A 19,439-nucleotide genomic window follows, 5' to 3' on the forward strand; every position below is an offset into this window, starting at 1 on the left:
AACGGCGTAGGAGCGACGTGAGTCGCGACCGAAAAAGATGTTTCGCGACTCACGTCGCTCCTACGGCCCAGAGAGAGATTAATGCCCGCCGGCCGCGGCCCCACCGCCCATTTTCGCCGCGAACGGCGGTTTGGCGAACCAGACGAACAGGATCACCACCAGGAACAGGATGCCGAGCAGGTGGAAGATCTCGTTGAAGCCGATCTGTGTGGCTTGCTGCGAAATCATCTGGTTCAATACCACCGCGCCGCGCTGCACATCGCCGTTGCCCAGCGCTTGCACCGTCTGCAGGGTGGCGGGATCGTAGGCGGAAATATGTTCGGTGAGCTGGGCATGGTGCACCGTGGTGCGCTGGCTCCAGGCCCAGGTGGTCAGCGAGGCGGCGAAGCTGCCGCCCAGGGTGCGCACGAACGTGGCGAGCCCCGAGCCGGCCGCTATCTCATGCGGTTCCAGGTCCGACAGCAATATCGTCAGCACCGGCATGAAGAACAAAGCCACGCCCAGCCCCTGCACCAGCTGCACCATCGCCACGCGTTCGAAATCGACATCCAGATTGAAACCGGAACGGAAGAAGCTGGTGAACGCCATCACCATGAAGGCGAATGTCGCTAGCCAGCGCAGATCGAATCTGGTCGCGTACTTGCCCACGAACGGCGTCAGCAAGACCGGCAGAATGCCGATGGGCGCGCTGGCGAAGCCGGCCCAGATCGCCGTATAGCCCAGATTGCGCTGCAGCCACAGCGGCACCAGCAGGCCTACCGCGAAGAACGCTGCGTACGCCATCACCATCGCGATCGTTCCCGCCGCGAAGTTGCGATGGCGGAACAGGCGCAAGTTGACGATGGGATCCTTGTCGGTGAGTTCCCAGATGACGAATACCGTCAGCGCGACCGCTGCGATAACGGACAGGGCCACGATCTTGGTGGAATTGAACCAGTCTTCGTCGTTGCCAAGGTCCAGCAGGATCTGCAATGCGCCCACGCCGAGCACCAGCATCGACAGGCCCATGTAGTCCATCTTCGGACGTTCGAGTTTTTCCGGGCGGCCCTTGAGCTGCCTGCCGACCACGATGCTGGCGAATATGCCGATGGGAATGTTGATGAAGAAGATCCATTCCCAGCTGTAGTTGTCGGTGATCCAGCCGCCGAGGATGGGGCCGGCGATGGGCGCGACCACCGTTACCATCGCCAACAGCGCGATGGCCTGTCCGCGCTTTTGCGGCGGATAGATGGAGATCAGCAGCGCCTGGGTGACCGGATACATCGGGCCGCAGACGAAACCCTGCAGCGCGCGCGCCGCCACCAGCAGACCCATGCTGTTGGCCAGCCCGCACAGCAGCGAGGCGATCACGAAGGCCAGGGTCGCCCACATGAACAGTTTGCGCTCGCCGAAACGCCTGGCCATGAAGCCGGTCAGCGGCAACGCGATCGCATTGCTCACCGCGAACGAGGTGATGACCCAGGTCGCCTGATTGGAACTGGCGCCCAGGTTGCCGGAGATGGTCGGCAACGAAACGTTGGCGATGGTGGTGTCCAGCACCTGCATGAACGATGCGAGCGTCAGACCCAGCGTGGTCAGCGCGAGATTGGGCGGCGCGAATGGCTTGGCTGCGGGAACTGGCGCTGCCGGCAGGTCCGCGCCATCTGCTGTGATGGTGGCCATGGCGGGGTCAGTTGCGGGCGGAGGCGGGCAGGTTCCGTTCGATGATCTGCGTGATCAGCGCGTCGGCGTCGTTCAACTGCTTCTGGTAGGCCAGCGTGGTCAACACCGGTTTCACGATCTTGCGTGCGACGGCCAATGACGGACCCTCCTGATTACGCACGGCGACGTCCACGCTCATGCTCAAGCCGAGGCGCAAAGGATGTTCGGCCAACTGCTTCGGATCCAGTTCGATGCGTACCGGCACGCGTTGCACGATCTTGATCCAGTTGCCGCTGGCGTTCTGCGCCGGCAGCAGCGAGAACGCGCTGCCGGTACCGAGTCCCAGGCTGGCGACCTTGCCGTTGTATTCCACATCGCCGCCGTAAAGGTCCGAATGCACTTCTACCGGCTGGCCGATGCGCATGTGGCCGAGCTGGGTCTCCTTGAAATTGGCTTCCACCCATACCTGTTCCAGCGGCACGATGGTCATCAGGGTCGCGCCGGGTTGCACGCGCTGGCCCAATTGCACTTGGCGCTTGGCCACGTAACCGGATACCGGGGCGACTATCGCCGAGCGCTGCAGATTCAGATAAGCCTGGCGAAGCTGGGAAGCCGCCACCTGCACTTGGGGCTGCTTGGCGAGCGTCGTTGCGTCGACCAAGGCGCGGCTGCGCGACAGGTCGCCGCGCGAACCGCTCAGCGCGGCTTCGGCCGAAGCCAGCAGGTCGCGCGCGTGGGCCAGTTCCTCGCTGGAAACCGCGCCACTGGCGACCAGGCCGCTACGGCGGCTGACGTCGGCGCGCGCCTGCGCCACGGCGACTTCGCGCGCGCGGATTTGCGCCTGCCCCGTATCCACGGTGCTGTACAAGCCGCGCACCTGGCGCACGGTACCGGCGAGGTTGGCGACGGACTGGTCGTAAGCGACTTGCGCATCGTTGGCGTCCAGATGCACCAGCGCCTGGCCGGCTTCCACCTTCATGCCATCGTCCGCATCGATGCTGATCACCGTGCCGCTGGTCTGCGGCACGATGCTGACCACGTTGCCTTGCACGTAAGCGTCGTCGGTGTCCTGGTGCCAGCGTGCATAGAGGAAGTAGTACGCCAGCCAGGCGATGCCGCCGATTATCACGACCGCCGCGACGATCGTCAGGGCGCGCTTGCGCTTGCCGTTTTTCGGCGCGGCGGTGGCGGGAGTGGAAGCTTCTGGATTGATTTTGGAAGTCATGGCGAGACCACGGTGTTGGCAATGGGGGTATTGGGCTGTTGCAGGACCAGGCCGCCGCCAAGCGCGCGGTCCAGGTCGACGGCGGCGTTCAATCGCTGCGCTTGAAGCATGGCGATCTGCTGGTCCGACTGCAGTAGCGGACGCTGCGCCGACAGCACGTCGAGTTGCGTGCCCAGGCCGGCGCGATAACGCGATTGCGCCAGATCCCAGGCGGACTGCGCGGCGGCGCGCGCGCGCTTGGACGCGTCGATCTGCTGTTCCAGCGATCGCGCGGCCTGTAGTGCATCGGTGACCTCATGCAACGCGCCCACCAAAATCTGGTTGTAGTTGGCGACGGCCAGGTCGTAATCGGCATCGCTGGCATCCAACTGTCCGCGCAGGCGCTCACTGTCGAAGATCGGCAAGCTGATCGCCGGGCCGCCGAGGCCGAGTAGCGCATCGCTGCTGAAAAGATCCGATAGCCCGCCGGAGGCAAGACCGACGATCGCGCTCAGATTGACGCTGGGTTTGAAGGAGGCCTTGCTGGCGTCGATGCCGCGACTCGCGGCTTCCACCCGCCAGCGTGCCGCCACCACATCGGGGCGATGGCCCAGGAGCTCGCTCGGCAGCACGTCGGGAATGCCCGGGGGGCCCGCTTGCAGCACTTGCGGGCGTGCGATATCCAGGCCGCGATCCGGGCCCTGGCCCATCAGCGCGGCGATCGCGGTGCGTGCCGCATCGATCTGCTGTTGCGCGGCCTGCGCTTGTTGCTCGGCGCTGGCGATGGTGCTCTCCGCTTGCCGGAGCTGCAGTTGGTTGTCCAGGCCGGCTTTCACACGCTGCTCGCCGAGGCCGCGCAAATGCGTCGCGCGGTCGTGTTCGTCGTTCGCCACGTCCAGCGCGGCGTAAGCCTGCGCCAGGTTCACGTAAGCGCGCGCGATGTTGGAAGAGAGCGTCAGACGCGCGGCCTGCGCATCGACTTCCGCGGCCTGGGCTTGGCCCACGGCTGCTTCCCACTGCGCGCGTTTGCCGCCCCACAGATCCAGATCGTATTTGAAGTTGAGCATCAACACGGTGCTGCCCATGTAGGAACCGCCTTCCGGCGGCGGCAATAAGGTTGCCGGCAGCTGCACGCCCGAATACTGTCCGCTGGCGGTCACCGTGGGCTTGCGCGCGGCATCGGCCAGACCGGCCTGCGCTTGAGCCTTGCGCAGGCGCGCATCGGCGGCGTCCAGCGATGGATTGCCTTGCAGCGCTTCGTCGATGAGCGCGTCGAGTTGCGCATCGCCGAACGCGGTCCACCAATCCTGACGCGGGAAATCGGCGGCGCTCAGCTTGTGCTCGGCCAGGCTGCGGTTCGAAGACAGCGTATCGCCATCCAGCGCGCGCACCTTCGGTTCCAGGCCGTGGGTGCTCGCGCAGCCGGCCAACAACAGGCCCAGCGCCAATGAGGAAGCAGCGAGCCGCAGCCCGTGCGGGGTAATCAGGTTACGCATGATGGATTCAGTCGTTGGAAGCGTTGGGGGAGTCGCCACTGGGAGGGGTCAGGTTCTGCAGTACTTGGTTCAGCAGCCGGAACAACTGCTCTCGTTGATCGTCGTCGATGCCCTGCATGGCACGCTCGCGCACGCGCTGACCGCAATGCTCGATGTCGCGCCAGATGAGCAGACCCGCGTCGGTCAGTTCGATGTTCCAGGCGCGGCGATCGCGGGGGTCGGCGACGCGTTCGATCAGGCCGCGGGCTTCCAGTCGATCCAGCAGGCGGGTCATCGCCCCTGGATTGAGCTGGGCGTGACGGGCCAGGTCGGTGACCCCGACGGTATGGTCCAGCGCCAGGTACTTGATGGTCATGAACTGGCTGTAGGTCAGGTCATGACCGGCGAGGGCCATTTCCCGGGCCATTTCGGCCCACATGGCGTCCCGGACCTGCCGGAACAGCAGACCCATGTTGGTTTCGGGAGGGTAGCTATTGCTCATGGCGGCGTAATATCCTCGCCCATGCAATAGTTGTCAATGCAAATATTGTTTCAGCAATGAAATGCTGCGTCGCGGTTAGCTGGTGTTTATGGCTATAGCCGCATTCCAAGCCAGATCACGGTTTCGGTGGAGAAGCGCACGACGGGCGTGATCAACCAGGGCCAGAACCTTCCAGCTTCCATCAGCCGTTTGCCGTGATCGTGGTGCTCGCGTTCTTCCTCGACGATATCGAGAACGGTCGCATACGCCTCGGGGTCGCCGTCTTTCAATACCAGCAGTTGCTCTTCGAGATGCCCAAGCACCACGCTCTCGACTGCGAAAGTGGTGGCCGCGATCGCTTGCCGTCCCAGCAATGCGGTGAGAAAACCCAACAAGTAGCCGCCGAGTCCGCACAACGGGTAACTTCTGCATCGACGAACCGCGCGCGACTGCATGCGATTCCAGAACAAGGCGCGATGGCGTTGTTCATGGGCGATGAATTCGCGGAGCGTGGCGGTCAGTTCCGGGGCGGTGATCCGGGAAACCAGAATCTGCGCGCGATAGATATTCACGGCACCATGTTCGCCCGCGTGATCGACCTTGAGGATACGGTCGCCCAGGGCTTGGATCATGTGCGGTCTAACACCAGCTCCAGCACGAACTTGCTGCCGAAGAACGCCAGCAGCAACAACGCCATGGCCATCAACGTCCAGCGCACGGCCTTCCCGCCGCGCCAGCCATAGCGCCAGCGACCGACCAGCAAAGCGCCGAACGCCAGCCACGACAGCACGCTGAGCACGGTCTTGTGCACCAGGTGCTGGGCGAACAGGTTCTCCACGAACAGCATGCCGGTGAGAAGGGTCGCGGTCAGCAGGATGAAGCCGACGGTGATGGTGCGGAACAGGAGTTCCTCCAATTCCGTCAGCGGCGGCAGGGCGCGCAGCCAGGCATGGAATTCGCGCCGTCGCAGCGCCCGTTCCTGCGCCCACAGCATCACCGCCAGCAGCGCGGCGATCGCCAGCGTCGCGTAGGCCAGCAACGCCAGCCAGGCGTGCAACTGCAAGCGCCAGTCCAGGCCGCGCGAAGGCTCATGCCCGTAGGCGTGATAGACGAACAACAGCAGCGCGGCCAGCGGGAAGGAGAGCACGCCCAGTCCGGCCATGCGCCCCTGGGCTCCCACCATCGTGGTCATCGCGGCCATGCCCAGGCTCACCAGCGAAAGGGCCGCGAAGAAGTGCATGTCCGGGCCACCCGGCGTGCGCCACGCCACCACCAGGTGGTAGGCGCCATGCAGCAGCACCGCGCCGAGCGCCGGCCACAACCAGCTGCGGCTCGCCGCGACCCTGTCTTGCGCGACCGCCCGCACCAGCAAGCCGGTAGCGGCGAGATAGAAGGCGATGGCGACGAAGGAAATCCACATGCCCGCAGTTTGGCATAGCGCGCCCTATCCGAGAACCGTTCTCGATTGGCGCCTGCCCCTTCCGGCGTGCCGGTATACTTCGCCCTCTTTTCGTCACGGTTTCCCCGCATGTTCGAGTCCCTCACCCAGCGTCTTTCCGGCACCATCGAGCGCCTGCGCGGCCGTGGCCGCCTGAGCGAGGAAAACATCCGCGAAGCCACCCGCGAAGTGCGCATCGCGCTGCTCGAAGCCGACGTGGCGCTGCCGGTCGTGCAGGCTTTGATCGAACGCATCAAGGTGCGCGCGGTCGGCCAGGAAGTGCTGAAGAGCCTCACCCCCGGCCAGGCGCTGATCAAGATCGTGCGCGACGAACTGACCGCGGTCATGGGTTCGGCCGCGACCGACCTCAACCTCAATGTGCCGGCGCCGGCGGTGATCCTGATGGCCGGCCTGCAGGGCGCGGGCAAGACCACCACCGTGGCCAAGCTGGCCAAGCACCTGAAGGAAAAGCGCAAGAAGAAAGTGATGGTGGTCAGCGCCGACGTCTACCGTCCGGCCGCCATCGAACAGCTGAAGACGCTGGCCCAGCAGGTCGATGTGCTGTTCTTCCCGTCGGACGCCTCGCAGAAGCCGGTCGACATCGTGCGCGCCGCCATCGACGACGCACGCAAGTCGTTCGCCGATGTGCTGATCGTCGATACCGCCGGTCGCCTGGCCATCGACGAAGCGATGATGGCCGAGATCAAGGCCCTGCACGCCGCGGTGAAACCGGTCGAGACGCTGTTCGTGGTCGACTCGATGACCGGCCAGGACGCGGCCACCACCGCCAAAGCCTTCTCCGAAGCGCTGCCGCTGACCGGCGTGGTGCTGACCAAGACCGATGGCGATGCGCGCGGCGGCGCGGCCTTGTCGGTGCGCTACGTGACCGGCAAGCCGATCAAGTTCATCGGCGTGGGCGAGAAGCCCGATGGTCTGGATATCTTCCACCCGGACCGCGTCGCCAGCCGCATCCTCGACATGGGCGACGTGCTGTCGCTGGTGGAGCAGGTCGAACAGAACGTCGACCAGGAAAAAGCCGCCAAGCTCGCGGCCAAGGTCGCCAAGGGCAAGAAATTCGACCTCAACGATATGCGCGATCAGCTTGAGCAGATGCAGAACATGGGCGGCATCAGCGGCCTGATGGACAAACTGCCGGGCATGGGTCAGGTGCCGGAGAACGTGAAGCAGCAGGTCACCGGCAAGGAAGTGCCGCGCATGGTCGCCATCATCGGTTCCATGACCAAGAAGGAACGCCGCAATCCCGCATTGCTCAATGGTTCGCGCCGCGCACGCATCGCGCGCGGTTCCGGCACCACGCCGGCCGATGTCAACCGCCTGCTCAAGCAGTACCAGCAGATGGAGAAGATGATGGGCAAGCTGGCCGGCGGCGGCATGAAGGGCCTGATGCGTGGGATGAAGGGAATGATGGGCGCGCGTGGCGGCGGTATGCCGTTCCGGTGAGCCGTCGCGTTGGGACGGGCTGAAGGTTGAAGCGTCCGCAAAAGAGAGTTCGTCATTCCCGCGAAGGCGGGAACCCAGTGCCTTTGTTTGTACACGTCGAAGTCGCTGGGTCCCCGTCTTCGCGGGGATGACGGCGGTTTTTTAAAGTCGCTGCCATTACGAGATCGGCATGCACGCAGCTCTCCTCAACGGATTACCAGCCACCGCAGAAGACCTGCGCGTCCTCGCGCTGGTCAACTACGGGCACTACAGTTCCATGCAGGTACGCAACGGAGCCGTGCAGGGGATCGCATTGCACGAGCAACGGCTTCAGGCCGGAACGCTTGAACTGTTCGGCAGCAATCTGGATTTCTCCGCGGTGCGGGAACAAATGCGCGCTGCCGTCGCCAGTACGCCGGATTGCAGCCTGCGCGCCACGGTGTTCTCCCACAGTTTCGATTTCCGCAGCCCGGGAGGAAGTTTCGTCCCGGAGGTCTTGATCTCGCTTTCGCCGCCCGCGCAGTCTTCGGCGCCCGCGCTGAAAGTGAAATCGTTCGGGTTCCAGCGTCCTTTGCCGCACGTCAAACACGTGGGCACCTTTCCCCTGTTCCATTACCGGCGGCTAGCGCTGGGGCAGGGCTATGACGATGCCTTGTTCGTGGATGCCGATGGCCGGATCTCGGAAGGGTCGGTCTGGAACGTCGGTTTCTGGGACGGCGAACAGCTGGTCTGGCCCGAAGCGCCGGCGCTGCGTGGCACGTCCGAGCAACTGCTGCAGGCCGGGTTGCGGGAGTCCGGAATCGGCCAGGTAGTACGCCCGGTTCGCCTGGCCGAGCTGGGTGGCTTCCAGGCCGCCTTCGCCAGCAACGCCAGTGGGGTCCAGCAGATCGCAAGCATCGATGAGACCGAATTCGGCGTTGACTCCGGCCTGGCCGCAAGGTTGCAGAAGGCCTTGGAAAGCCAAGCCTGGCAACGCCTGTAGGACCGAGCTCACTTGGGCCGGGCGCGTCGCCAGAGCAAAAGCAGCTGGGCAAGAGGCTCTACGCAATCGGAGAGGTGGGGTTTCCTTCCGTAATTCAATGGCTTAGAATTACGGGTTCACCGCGCCGCAATGGCGACTGGGCAACACAGGAAAGCATCACAATGGTCAAGATTCGCCTTACCCGTGGCGGCGCCAAGAAGCGTCCGTTCTACCACATCATCGTCACCGACTCGCGCAGCGCGCGCGACGGCCGCAACATCGAACGCCTGGGTTACTACAACCCCGTTGCCGCCGGCAACGAGAAGCGTATCGAGCTGGACACCGCACGCGTCGACCATTGGGTCGGCCAGGGCGCGCAGATGACCGACAAGGTCCGCAACCTGTACAAGGAAGCGGGCAAGGTCGCGGCGCAGGCTTCGGCCTGATCCTGCAGGACGGCGCGTCGAGCGCCGTCCCTTTCTTATGAGCGATAACGAACGTCGGATCCTGCTGGGCAGGATAGTCGGCGCCTTCGGCATACGCGGGCAAATCAAGATCGAGTCCTGGACGGAGCCGCGCGATGCGATCTTCCGCTACCAGCCGTGGATCCTGGTCGATGCCGCCGGCGGCGAGCGCGAATTCAGCGGCGCGCGCGGCAAAGAGTCCGGCAAACATTTGGTCGCGACGTTCCCCGAGGTGACCGATCGCGATGTGGTGGAAGCCATGCGCGGCACGGACATCTATGTGCCGCGATCGGCATTGCCGCCGCCGAAAGCGGGCGAGTTCTACTGGGTCGATCTGGAAGGTTTCCGCGTGGTCACCGTGGACGGCGTCGACTTCGGCACCGTGTCGCACCTGTTCTCCACCGGTTCCAACGATGTGCTGTCGATACGCGGCGACCGCGAGCGCATGGTGCCTTTCGTCGAACCGGATTTCGTGAAGTCGGTGGACTTCGAGGCCGGCCTGATCACTGTGGACTGGGATCCGGACTTTTGAGGTGAATGGGAAAGAGTAAATAGTGAAGGGTAAGAGCGGTCGTTTTACCCTTTACTATTTCCCCTTCACTCTTCACTGCTTATCTAATGCGCATCGACGTGGTCAGCCTGTTCCCCGAATTCATCGCGCAATGCGCGGGTTTCGGTGTGGTCGGGCGGGCGCAGGAGCGCGCGCTGCTTTCGCTGCACGGCTGGAATCCCCGCGACTACGCCGAAGGCGGATACCGGCGGGTGGACGACCGCCCGTTCGGCGGCGGTCCCGGCATGGTGATGATGATCGAACCTTTGCAGGCCTGCCTGGCGGCGACGCGGGCCGCCGATCCGGTCGTGGGGCCGGTCATTTACCTGACGCCGCAGGGCACGCCGCTTACCCAGGCGAAGGTGCGCCAGCTGGCCGCGCTGCCGCGGCTGATCCTGTTGTGCGGCCGCTACGAAGGCGTCGACGAGCGTCTGGTCGCGGCGGAGGTGGACGAGGAAATCTCCATCGGCGACTACGTGCTGTCGGGTGGCGAGTTGGGCGCGGCGGTGGTCATCGATGCGGTGGCGCGGCTGCAGGAGGGCGCCTTGAACGACGCCGAATCCGCCATCCAGGACAGTTTCGAGAGCGATGGTCTGCTGGATTGCCCGCACTACACCCATCCGGCCAGTCATGCGTTGGGCGAGGTGCCGGCGGTCCTGCGTTCCGGCGACCACGCCGCCATCGCCCGCTGGCGCCGGCAGCAGGCGCTGGGCCGAACCTGGCTCAGGCGTCCGGACCTGTTGGACGAGGCTTCCCTGTCCAAAGCCGACCGGGCGCTGCTGGAGGCGTTTCGAAGAGATTCCCTTCCCCCATCGGGGGAAGGTGGCGCGTAGCGCCGGATGGGGGTAAGGCGGAGTGAGGTACTGCCAGTTTGGACGGGGCGGCAACCAGCCGCTTTGTGGACGTGGGCAGGCAGTCGCAGCCTGCGCCCGTCCGGACTCCGCCGTACCCTCACCCCAACCCTCTCAGCCTTGCACACCCTGCGGGCGCCGGTGGGAGAGGGGGCGGAGTCAGCTAACCCTTTGCCCCGCCGACAAATTTTGGGGTAGAATGCGCGGCTCGCATGCCGGGATCTGGCATGTGGAACCCACAATAATATCGTGCAGCACAATCCGGTGACTGCATCAGTTTCCAGTTGTCGAACGACACGCCCACGACACTCATACGGTGCCACCATGACCAAGCTCAACATGAACATCCTGGCTGATTTCGAAGCCGCCCAAATCAAGCGCGAACTGCCCGCCTTCGGCCCTGGTGACACCATCGTCGTCAACGTGAAGGTCAAGGAAGGCAACCGCGAGCGCGTCCAGGCCTATGAAGGCGTGGTCATCGCCAAGAAGAACGCCGGCCTCAACTCCGCCTTCACCGTGCGCAAGATCTCGCACGGCTTCGGCGTCGAGCGCGTATTCCAGACCCACAGCTCCACCATCGACTCGGTCGAAGTGAAGCGCCGCGGCAAGGTCCGCGCCGGCAAGCTGTACTACCTGCGCGATCTGGAAGGCAAGGCCGCCCGCATCAAGGAAGACCTGGCCGCCGGCCAGCAGGCCAAGGCCGCCAAGCTGGCCGCCGCTGCTTCCGCCGAATAAGCGGGTACTTCCCGGCATCAACGAAACGGCCACCTCAGGGTGGCCGTTTCGTTTTGTGCATTGTGGAGCGGCTTTGGCTTGAATGAATTGTTAGGCCGCAGCCGAGTCATGCGACCCGGAACTCTTGCCGGTGAGCGGGCCACAACACCGTAAACGTTTGGCCGGTAACGGCACGATAAGCCGCTGTTACCGCTCCGAGCAACTGAGTGCGGTCTAGCACAGCTTTTGCGCGATGAAATGTAATCTCAGGCTTCAAAGTGAGAATGAAGATATTTGTTTCGCCGGAGCCAATGTCGTGACCATCTACGTCACCAGTGTTCCCAAGCTCCTGGATCAAATCATCTTCCAGCGCGATCAAAGCGTCGTAGTCACTAAGAGAGTCGCCGTTGAACTGTAGAACGAGCTGATATTGCATGTGTGCGGTCTAGCGCCTGAATTAAGCCGACCCGCGAAGCGGGTTCGGCTTGAATGAATTGTTAGGTGGCAGCGAATAGAAACAAAACACGAGGAAAAAGGCTCCCTGCATAGCTTGAACCTAATCGAGCGAGACTCCGGGCCGCCACCCACTCTTGGCTAGGAATTCCTTCGGGTTCGTCATCTCGAAAATTTCGCGAAGGGCCTGGTGTTTGTCGTCGGCATGCTGGTAATAGGATTTGACGATGCGATAGCCGACCCAATAACCGAGATCGGCAGGTTTTTCGGGCGTACTGTTGTAGAGCCAGTCCGAAAGGTCGGTCTTGTCCGCATCGGCGGCAAATGCCGTTTCGATTTCCCTTTCACGCCCTGCGGTAAGCCCGCTAATATAGGAATAGGAAACAGAGCCGGTCGTCAGCTCCGCGACGAACTCGGCCGCACCTTCCTCTAGCGAAGCCGCCAGGACGGTGACGTTCTCACTTTCGGAGAAGGCCACGGCTTGCTGGACATGGGCGTACTCGTGCGCGATGACGCCCACGAACCGGTCTTCGATATCAGGATTGATCCAGCCGGTCGCGCACAGCGCCTCGAGGCCGATCTGCACGCCGGTATCGCGCCCGCCGACGCCGACGGGCTTGCTCCGGCCGACCGCGATCGTGATCGGCGGAAAGCGCGCCTCGGGATAGAGGGCCCCGAGTTTGCCCAGCACGACCACCAGTCTTTCGCGCACGCGTGGCAGGACAGCGACGCAATCGCGCGCCCCAGAATAGATCTGAGGCCTTTTGGCAATGGCCTCGGCGATCGACTGACCCGTGACTTTGCGCAACCGTGCGAGTTCATGCAGCCCGTCCGAACCCGGATCGATATAGTCGTACTGCAGTGCCTCGGCCGTCGGGCGCCCGCCCGCTGCGTCATAGATCTTATAGAACCGGTGAACGTCGCCGGTCTCGATAATGGGCTCAGCGGCGTTATCGACAGGCGACGCCGTCGCGCCGTATGCCCTCGAGATCGTCGCAAGAACAAGGGCGATGACCATGATCCTGGTATTGATCCGCTCCACGTTTTCTCCCAAATTAGAATCGTAGGTTCATCTGATGCCTAACTATTGTTTATACGGCAACCACACCGTAATAACGGATAATATCCCGCTTCCACGGCATCATTCTCCAGTGACCGAATCCCCCGCCATCCGCCTAGACATCTGGCTCTGGGTCGCGCGCTTCTTCAAGACCCGCAGCCTGGCCAAGCAGGCGGTGGAAACAGGGAAAGTGGAGGCGGGCGGACAGCGCGCGAAACCGTCGCGGATGGTGAGGGTCGGCGATGGCTTGAAGATATCGCGTGGCGAAGAGCACTTCGAAATCCAGGTGCTGGCGCTCAGCGAACAGCGCGGACCTGCCAGCGTCGCGCAGGCGTTGTATGCCGAAAGCGAAGCTTCGCGCGCGCAACGCGAGCAGGCACGCGCGCAGCGCGCTGCCGAGCGCAACGGCTATCGCGCGCCCGAGCACAAGCCGGACAAGCGGGCGCGGCGGTTGATACAGGCATTGGGGGATCTGGATGCGTTGTGATTACTGTCATCCCGAGCGCAGCGAGGGATCTGCTTCATCGGGCCGTAGCAGCAGATCCCTCGCTGCGCTCGGGATGACAGTTGCGTTTTATTCGCGGCCGCAGCAACAAAAACGCCGACATCGCTGCCGGCGTCTTTTCGTAAAGCTTTAAAGAAATTCTCAGCGCTTGCCGCCCAGCAACCCGCCGCCGATCTTCAACAGATCGCCAAGGCCCAGCTGGCCGTCGCCATCCTGATCCAACACCGCGCCCAGCAACCCGCCGCCCAGGCCGCCCTGCTGCTGCGCCACCTGGCGTTCCTGGCCCAGCACCTGGCTGAGCACATTCGGATTGGCCTGGGACTGGCCCTGACCCATGAAGCGCTGAGCGAGGAACGACAGGACGATCGGGGCCAGGATCTTCATCAACATCGCGGCCTTGTCGCCGCCCAGGCCCGTGGCCTGTCCGAGACTGGCTTCGGCTCGCGGTTGCGCGCCCCCGAAGATGTGCCCAAGGATCGCCGCGCCGTCGGTCTGCCGGCTGGGAGCCGAGCCACCACCTAGCACCGCGCCAAGCACGCTGCCCAGATCCAGACCGGCATGGTCCTTCTGCAGCGCGCCGAACAAAGCTTCGGCGCCCTGCGGCTCGGCCGCATTTTTGCCGAGTGCGCCCAGCAGCAGCGGCAATGCAGCGCTGATGGCGCTGGCGGTCTGCATCTGGCCGGTGCCCAGCTGCTGGGAAACCTGCTGCAACGGTGCGCCTTGCAATTGCTGGAACAGTTCTTCGGCGAGGCTGTTGGTGCTCATGGTGGGCGTCCTCCAGGACGTGGAAATGGAGCGGGCAGCCATGCTATCCCTATTCCGAGTAGAGCTGCACTCACATTTGCGTGCCTGGCGCGGAGCGCAACGGTCTCCATAGAAAAGGGCGTGAAAACACGCCCTTTTCCGACTACTACTTCTGAGGTATCCAGATCAGGCCAGGTCGAAACGATCCAGGTTCATCACCTTGGTCCAGGCGGCCACGAAATCGCCGATAAACTTCTCGCTCGCATCGGCGCTGGCGTAGACCTCGGCGAACGCGCGCAGCTGGGAGTGCGAGCCGAAGATCAGATCGACGCGGCTCGCCGTCCATTTCAGCTTGTCGGTCTTGTCGTAGCCTTCGAACAGATTCTCGGCATCGGTGACCGGCTTCCACTCGGTGCCCATCTCCAGCAGGTTCACGAAGAAGTCGTTGCTCAGCTGGCCCGGCCGATCGGTGAAGATGCCGTGCCGGCTCCGGCTTACGTTGGTGTCGAGCACACGCATCCCTCCAACGAGCGCCGTCATCTCCGGTCCGGTGAGCCTGAGCTGTTGCGCCTTGTCGATCAGCAGCGTCTCCGGCGTGACCTTGCTGCGCCCCTTCAGATAGTTGCGGAAACCATCGGCAAAGGGCTCGAGCACGGCGAACGACTCGACGTCGGTCTGCTCCTGCGTGGCGTCCGTGCGGCCCGGCGCGAAGGGCACGGTGACGGAATGGCCGGCATCCTTCGCCGCCTTCTCGACGCCTGCGGCGCCCGCCAGCACGATCAGGTCGGCCAGCGAGATCTTCTTGCCGCCAGACTGCGCGCCATTGAATTCCTTCTGGATGCCCTCGAGCGTCGCCAGCACCTTCGCGAGTTGCGCGGGTTCATTGGCTTCCCAATCCTTCTGCGGCGCCAGGCGAATGCGCGCGCCATTGGCGCCGCCACGCTTGTCCGAACCGCGGAAGGACGAGGCCGATGCCCACGCGGTCGAAACCAACTGCGACACGCTCAGGCCGGACGCGAGCACCTTCTGCTTGAGCGCGGCAACGTCCTTGTCGTCCACCAGCGGATGGTCGACGGCAGGCACCGGATCCTGCCAGATGAGTTCTTCCTTGGGCACTTCGGGCCCGAGGTAGCGCGCACGCGGGCCCATGTCGCGATGGGTCAGCTTGAACCAGGCACGCGCGAAGGCGTCGGCGAACTGGTCTGGATTTTCGAAGAAGCGCCGTGAGATCTTCTCGTAGGCTGGATCCAGACGGAGCGACAGGTCGGTGGTGAGCATGGTCGGGCGGCGCTTCTTCGACGGATCGTGGGCGTCGGGGATGATCTCGCCGGCGTCCTTTGCGACCCACTGGTGCGCACCGGCAGGACTTTTGGTGAGTTCCCACTCGAAGCCGAACAGGTTCTCGAAGAAGTTATTGCTGAACTTGGTGGGCGTCGTGGTCCAGGTGACTTCCAGGCCGCTGGTGATGGCATCGCCCGCATGGCCGGTGCCGTGCGTGCTGCGCCAGCCCAGGCCCTGCGCGGTGATGTCCTCGCCTTCGGGCTCCTTGCCGACGTGATGCGTCTCGCCGGCACCATGGGTCTTGCCGAAACTGTGGCCGCCGGCGATCAAGGCAACGGTCTCTTCATCATCCATCGCCATGCGCGCGAAGGTCTCGCGGATGTCGCGCGCGGCGGCGATCGGGTCGGGATTGCCATCCGGGCCTTCCGGGTTGACGTAGATCAGGCCCATCTGCACCGCGCCGAGCGGACCTTCCAACTCGCGGTCGCCGGAGTAGCGGCTGTTCTCCTTGTCGCTGGTCGCCACCCATTCGCCTTCCGGGCCCCAGTACACGTCGTGGTCGGGTTCCCAGGTATCCGCGCGTCCGCCACCGAAGCCGAAGGTCTTGAAGCCCATCGTCTCCAGGGCGACGTTGCCGGCCAGGATCATCAGGTCGGCCCAGGAGATCTTGCGGCCGTACTTCTGCTTCACCGGCCACAGCAGGCGTCTGGCCTTGTCCAGGTTGCCGTTGTCGGGCCAGCTATTGAGTGGTGCGAAGCGCTGCTGGCCGCGGCCGCCGCCGCCGCGTCCGTCGGCGATGCGGTACGTGCCGGCGCTATGCCAGGCCATGCGGATCATCAAGGGGCCGTAATGGCCGAAGTCCGCGGGCCACCAGTCCTGCGAATCGGTCATCACCTTGGCGATGTCGTCCTTCAGCGCCTTGTAGTCGACGCTGTTGAATTCCTTCGCGTAGTCGAAACCCTGGCCCATCGGATCGGACTTGGACGAGTGCTGGTGCAGCAACTCCACGGCGAGCTGATTCGGCCACCAGTCGCGGTTCGAACGTCCGCTACCGGCCGTGTGGTTGAAGGGGCACTTCGCTTCGGTAGACATGATTCTTCACCTCTGGCAGTTGGGTTCTGGTTGGGACTTGTCTTGACGCGCACGCGCCTGGATGCGATCGCCGTTAGGCGATCAGGTTACGGCGCATGTGCGCAGCTTTCGTGTGAATACGCCAGCATCGTGACCGGCTGGAGGCAGATCAGCGTCCCGCGACGGCTTCGGACTCGACAGGAGCAGTGGGCAGCCGAGTTTTCCTGTGGAGGTACACATGGCTGACGTCCTGGTTGACGTTGGCGATCAGCCAGCAGATTAGCCAGTGCAATCGATTAATGAAAATCGTTTTTCGCAACCACTTTGATAGAGTTGTTCAATGGTGCGATGCGCAATCGTAGGTCGGGGCTACGCCCCCGACGCTCGTATCGTTCGGGTATCCCGTGCGTCGGGGCGTGGCCCCGACCTACAGCAGCGACTTGAGGCGGTACAGCGCTTCCAGCGCTTGCTTGGGCGTCAACTCATCGGGGTCGAGTGCGGCCAGCGCCTCCTGCGCCGCAGAGGGTGCCGGGGCGAACAGGCCGAACTGTTGCGGTGCGTCCAGTGCTTGCGGCGCCATTTGCGCCGCATGGGTTTCGTTACCGCGTTGCTCGAGTTCGGCCAGCCGGCGGCGTGCCTGCTGCACCGTGGTTTTCGGCAAGCCGGCCAATGCCGCGACCTGCAGACCGAAGCTGCGGTCGGCCGGACCGTCCTTTACGGCATGCATGAAGACCAATGAATCTCCGTGCTCCACCGCGTCCAGGTGCACGTTGGCGATGCCGCTGCCGGGCTCGGCCAGTGCGGTGAGTTCGAAATAGTGCGTGGCGAACAGGGTGTAACAACGGTTGATCGCTGCGAGATGGCGCGCGACCGCATCGGCCAGCGCGAGTCCGTCGTAGGTCGAGGTGCCGCGACCGATTTCGTCCATCAGCACCAGCGACTGCGGAGTGGCGTGATGCAGGATGTAGCTGGTCTCGGCCATTTCCACCATGAAAGTGGATTGCCCGCGCGCCAGATCGTCGCCCGCGCCGATGCGGGTGAGGATGCGGTCGGTAGGCCCGATCAGCGCGCGCGCGGCCGGCACGAAGCTGCCGATATGCGCCAGCAGCACGATCAGCGCGTTCTGGCGCATGTAGGTGCTCTTGCCGCCCATATTGGGGCCGGTGATGACCAGCATGCGATGCTCTTCATCAAGCACCAGGTCGTTGGGCTCGAACGGTTCCTCGCGTACCGCTTCCACCACCGGGTGGCGGCCGCGCTCGATACGCAGGCCCGGCGCTTCGCGCAATTCGGGTTGCGACCAATCCAGGGCCTGCGCGCGTTCGCTGAAGCCGGCCAGCACGTCGAGTTCGCTTAGCGCCGAGGCGCAGCGCTTCAGCGGCTCGAGCACTCCGCCCAGCGCGTCCAGCAGTTGCTCGTACAACAGTTTTTCCCGCGACAGCGAACGTTCGCGCGCCGACAGCACCTTGTCTTCGAAGGATTTGAGTTCCTCGGTGATGTAGCGCTCGGCGTTGCTCAGGGTCTGCCGGCGGGTGTAGTGCACCGGCGCGCGTTCGGAAAGCGCCTTGCTGATTTCGATGTAGTAACCATGCACGCGGTTGTAGCCGACCTTGAGCGAGTTGATGCCGCTGCTTTGGCGCTCGCGCGTTTCCAGGTCGATCAGGAACTGGTCGGCGTGGGTGCTGAGGCGGCGCAATTCGTCCAGTTCGGCATCGTAGTCGGCGGCGATCACGCCGCCGTCGCTGAGTTTCATCGGCGGCTGTTCGGCGATGGCGGCGGCCAGCAGGTGCGCGGTGTCGGCGTGTTCGCCCAGCTCGGCGGAAAGCGCCCGCAGCCGGGGGGAATCGAGCGGGGCGAGCGTTTCGCCGATGCGGGGCAGCATCGCCAGGCCGTCGCGCAAAGTCGACAGATCGCGCGGGCGCGCCGAACGCAGCGCCACCCGGGTGAGGATGCGTTCGATATCGCCCAACGCGCGGAAGCGTTCGCGCAACGCCTCGTCGGCGCGGCTTTCGATCAGCGTCGCTACGGCCTGGTGGCGTTCGCCCAGTACCTGGCGATCGCGCAGCGGTCGATGCAGCCAGCGCCGCAGCAGGCGCCCTCCCATCGGGCTGATGGTGGAATCCAGCACGCCGAGCAAGGTGTGCTTGGTGTCGCCGTCGACGCGGGTATCCAGCTCCAGGTGCCGGCGCGTGGCCGCGTTCATGGCGATCGCGTCGCCCGCCGATTCCACCGCGATCGCGGTCAGGTGCGGCAGGCGCTGCTTCTGGGTTTCCTCCACATAACCGAGCAGGGCGCCTGCGGCGGCGGTCGCCAGCGGGCGGTCGTCGATACCGAAACCGCTGAGATCATGCAGACGGAAGAATTGCAGCAATTGGCGTCGTCCGCTGTCGGCGTCGAACAGCCAGGGCGCGCGCCGGCGCAGACCCGTGCGCGTAGCCAGGAACGCGGGCCAGCCTTCCTCGTCGGGAATCAGCAGTTCCGCGGGCTCCAGACGCGAGAGTTCGGCTTCAAGCGCATCGGCGCTGTCGACTTCGTTGACCAGGAAACGACCGCCGGCCAGATCCGCCCAGGCCAGTCCATAACCACCGCTTTTAGACGATGTGCCGCTGCGCGAAACGGCCATCAATAAGGTGTCGCGGCGCTCGTTCAGCAGCGCTTCGTCGGTCACCGTGCCCGGGGTGACGATGCGCACCACTTTGCGTTCGACCAGGCCCTTGGCCAGCGCGGGATCGCCGATCTGCTCGCAGATCGCCACCGATTCGCCCAGCGCCACCAGCCGCGCCAGATACCCTTCGTAGGCATGCACCGGCACGCCCGCCATGGGAATAGGCGCGCCGGCCGAACTGCCGCGCTGGGTCAGGGTGATGTCCAGCAAGCGCGCCGCTTTGCGCGCATCGTCGTAGAACAGCTCGTAGAAATCCCCCATGCGGAACAGCAACAACAGGTCCGGATACTCCGCCTTGGCGGCGAAGAATTGCTTCATGAGCGGGGTGTGGGTGAGGGTCGCCGGATCGCTCACGGTCGGGAAGTAACAATCAAGGTCGAGGCCGGAGCAGCGGAGGTGGGGGAGGGAAGTCTAGCGGTCCGCGGGCAGGCTCGCGAATCG

General features: G+C 64.1%; 18 protein-coding genes. 7 read left to right on the top strand and 11 right to left on the bottom strand.

What is annotated here, in order from left to right; all coding sequences use genetic code 11:
- Window positions 1–78: 78 nt before the first annotated feature.
- The 6 genes from J2W94_RS02725 to J2W94_RS02750 form a co-directional block, all read right to left on the bottom strand.
- Window positions 79–1,662 (bottom strand): DHA2 family efflux MFS transporter permease subunit, encoded by a 1,584-nt coding sequence (locus tag J2W94_RS02725; protein WP_310090103.1) that lies wholly within the window; start codon window positions 1,660–1,662, stop codon window positions 79–81.
- A 7-nt stretch (window positions 1,663–1,669) separates the two neighbouring features.
- Complete coding sequence (locus J2W94_RS02730; protein WP_310090104.1) at window positions 1,670–2,866, bottom strand: efflux RND transporter periplasmic adaptor subunit; 1,197 nt, start codon at window positions 2,864–2,866, stop codon at window positions 1,670–1,672.
- Window positions 2,863–4,341, bottom strand: coding sequence for an efflux transporter outer membrane subunit (locus J2W94_RS02735; RefSeq protein ID WP_310090105.1), 1,479 nt, complete (start codon window positions 4,339–4,341; stop codon window positions 2,863–2,865). The genes J2W94_RS02730 and J2W94_RS02735 overlap by 4 nt, the downstream gene beginning before the upstream one ends.
- A 7-nt stretch (window positions 4,342–4,348) precedes the next feature.
- Window positions 4,349–4,822 carry a MarR family winged helix-turn-helix transcriptional regulator gene (locus J2W94_RS02740; protein WP_310090106.1) on the bottom strand — a complete coding sequence of 158 codons (474 nt, stop codon included), beginning with the start codon at window positions 4,820–4,822 and terminating at the stop codon, window positions 4,349–4,351.
- Between the two features lie 92 nt (window positions 4,823–4,914).
- Complete coding sequence (locus tag J2W94_RS02745; RefSeq protein WP_310090107.1) at window positions 4,915–5,433, bottom strand: demethoxyubiquinone hydroxylase family protein; 519 nt, start codon at window positions 5,431–5,433, stop codon at window positions 4,915–4,917.
- Window positions 5,430–6,221, bottom strand: a complete 792-nt coding sequence (locus tag J2W94_RS02750) for a cytochrome C assembly family protein (RefSeq protein ID WP_310090109.1) — start codon at window positions 6,219–6,221, stop codon at window positions 5,430–5,432. Before J2W94_RS02750 ends, J2W94_RS02745 begins: the two co-directional genes overlap by 4 nt.
- A 108-nt stretch (window positions 6,222–6,329) precedes the next feature.
- Between J2W94_RS02750 and ffh the strand changes: the two genes are divergently transcribed.
- The 6 genes from ffh to rplS all read left to right on the top strand — a co-directional run bounded on the left by ffh (window position 6,330) and on the right by rplS (window position 11,240).
- Window positions 6,330–7,700 carry a signal recognition particle protein gene (gene ffh / locus J2W94_RS02755; protein ID WP_310090111.1) on the top strand — a complete coding sequence of 457 codons (1,371 nt, stop codon included), beginning with the start codon at window positions 6,330–6,332 and terminating at the stop codon, window positions 7,698–7,700.
- Between the two features lie 169 nt (window positions 7,701–7,869).
- A complete protein-coding gene (locus J2W94_RS02760) occupies window positions 7,870–8,661 on the top strand; it encodes an aminotransferase class IV family protein (protein WP_310090113.1) in 792 nt (263 codons plus the stop codon).
- 161 nt (window positions 8,662–8,822) lie between these two features.
- Window positions 8,823–9,086, top strand: a complete 264-nt coding sequence (gene rpsP, locus J2W94_RS02765) for a 30S ribosomal protein S16 (protein ID WP_310090114.1) — start codon at window positions 8,823–8,825, stop codon at window positions 9,084–9,086.
- Window positions 9,087–9,123: 37 nt separating this feature from the next.
- Window positions 9,124–9,636 carry a ribosome maturation factor RimM gene (rimM, locus tag J2W94_RS02770; protein WP_310090115.1) on the top strand — a complete coding sequence of 171 codons (513 nt, stop codon included), beginning with the start codon at window positions 9,124–9,126 and terminating at the stop codon, window positions 9,634–9,636.
- Between the two features lie 86 nt (window positions 9,637–9,722).
- Window positions 9,723–10,487, top strand: coding sequence for a tRNA (guanosine(37)-N1)-methyltransferase TrmD (gene trmD, locus J2W94_RS02775; protein ID WP_310090116.1), 765 nt, complete (start codon window positions 9,723–9,725; stop codon window positions 10,485–10,487).
- Between the two features lie 342 nt (window positions 10,488–10,829).
- The gene (gene rplS, locus J2W94_RS02780) at window positions 10,830–11,240 is read left to right on the top strand and encodes a 50S ribosomal protein L19 (protein ID WP_310090117.1); all 411 of its coding nucleotides are present in this window, start codon (window positions 10,830–10,832) and stop codon (window positions 11,238–11,240) included.
- A 106-nt stretch (window positions 11,241–11,346) separates the two neighbouring features.
- On the opposite strand, the gene J2W94_RS02785 is transcribed toward rplS, so the two are convergent.
- Entirely contained in the window at window positions 11,347–11,655 is a 309-nt protein-coding gene (locus J2W94_RS02785; RefSeq protein ID WP_310090118.1) for a hypothetical protein, read from the bottom strand.
- Between the two features lie 120 nt (window positions 11,656–11,775).
- On the bottom strand, window positions 11,776–12,714 hold the full coding sequence (locus J2W94_RS02790; protein WP_310090119.1) for a DUF2268 domain-containing putative Zn-dependent protease: 939 nt from the start codon (window positions 12,712–12,714) through the stop codon (window positions 11,776–11,778).
- A gap of 109 nt (window positions 12,715–12,823) precedes the next feature.
- On the opposite strand from J2W94_RS02790, the gene J2W94_RS02795 reads away from it, so the two are divergent.
- On the top strand, window positions 12,824–13,219 hold the full coding sequence (locus tag J2W94_RS02795) for an RNA-binding S4 domain-containing protein (RefSeq protein ID WP_310090120.1): 396 nt from the start codon (window positions 12,824–12,826) through the stop codon (window positions 13,217–13,219).
- 159 nt (window positions 13,220–13,378) lie between these two features.
- Here J2W94_RS02795 and J2W94_RS02800 read toward each other — a convergent pair whose 3' ends face one another.
- The 3 genes from J2W94_RS02800 to mutS form a co-directional block, all read right to left on the bottom strand.
- Window positions 13,379–14,002, bottom strand: coding sequence for a DUF937 domain-containing protein (locus tag J2W94_RS02800; protein WP_310090121.1), 624 nt, complete (start codon window positions 14,000–14,002; stop codon window positions 13,379–13,381).
- A gap of 165 nt (window positions 14,003–14,167) precedes the next feature.
- Window positions 14,168–16,354 (bottom strand): catalase/peroxidase HPI, encoded by a 2,187-nt coding sequence (gene katG / locus J2W94_RS02805; protein ID WP_310090123.1) that lies wholly within the window; start codon window positions 16,352–16,354, stop codon window positions 14,168–14,170.
- 406 nt (window positions 16,355–16,760) lie between these two features.
- Entirely contained in the window at window positions 16,761–19,316 is a 2,556-nt protein-coding gene (gene mutS / locus J2W94_RS02810; RefSeq protein WP_310090124.1) for a DNA mismatch repair protein MutS, read from the bottom strand.
- Window positions 19,317–19,439: the final 123 nt, after the last annotated feature.

It is taken from the genome of Pseudoxanthomonas sacheonensis (genome assembly GCF_031455975.1).
GTDB lineage: Bacteria > Pseudomonadota > Gammaproteobacteria > Xanthomonadales > Xanthomonadaceae > Pseudoxanthomonas_A > Pseudoxanthomonas_A sacheonensis_A.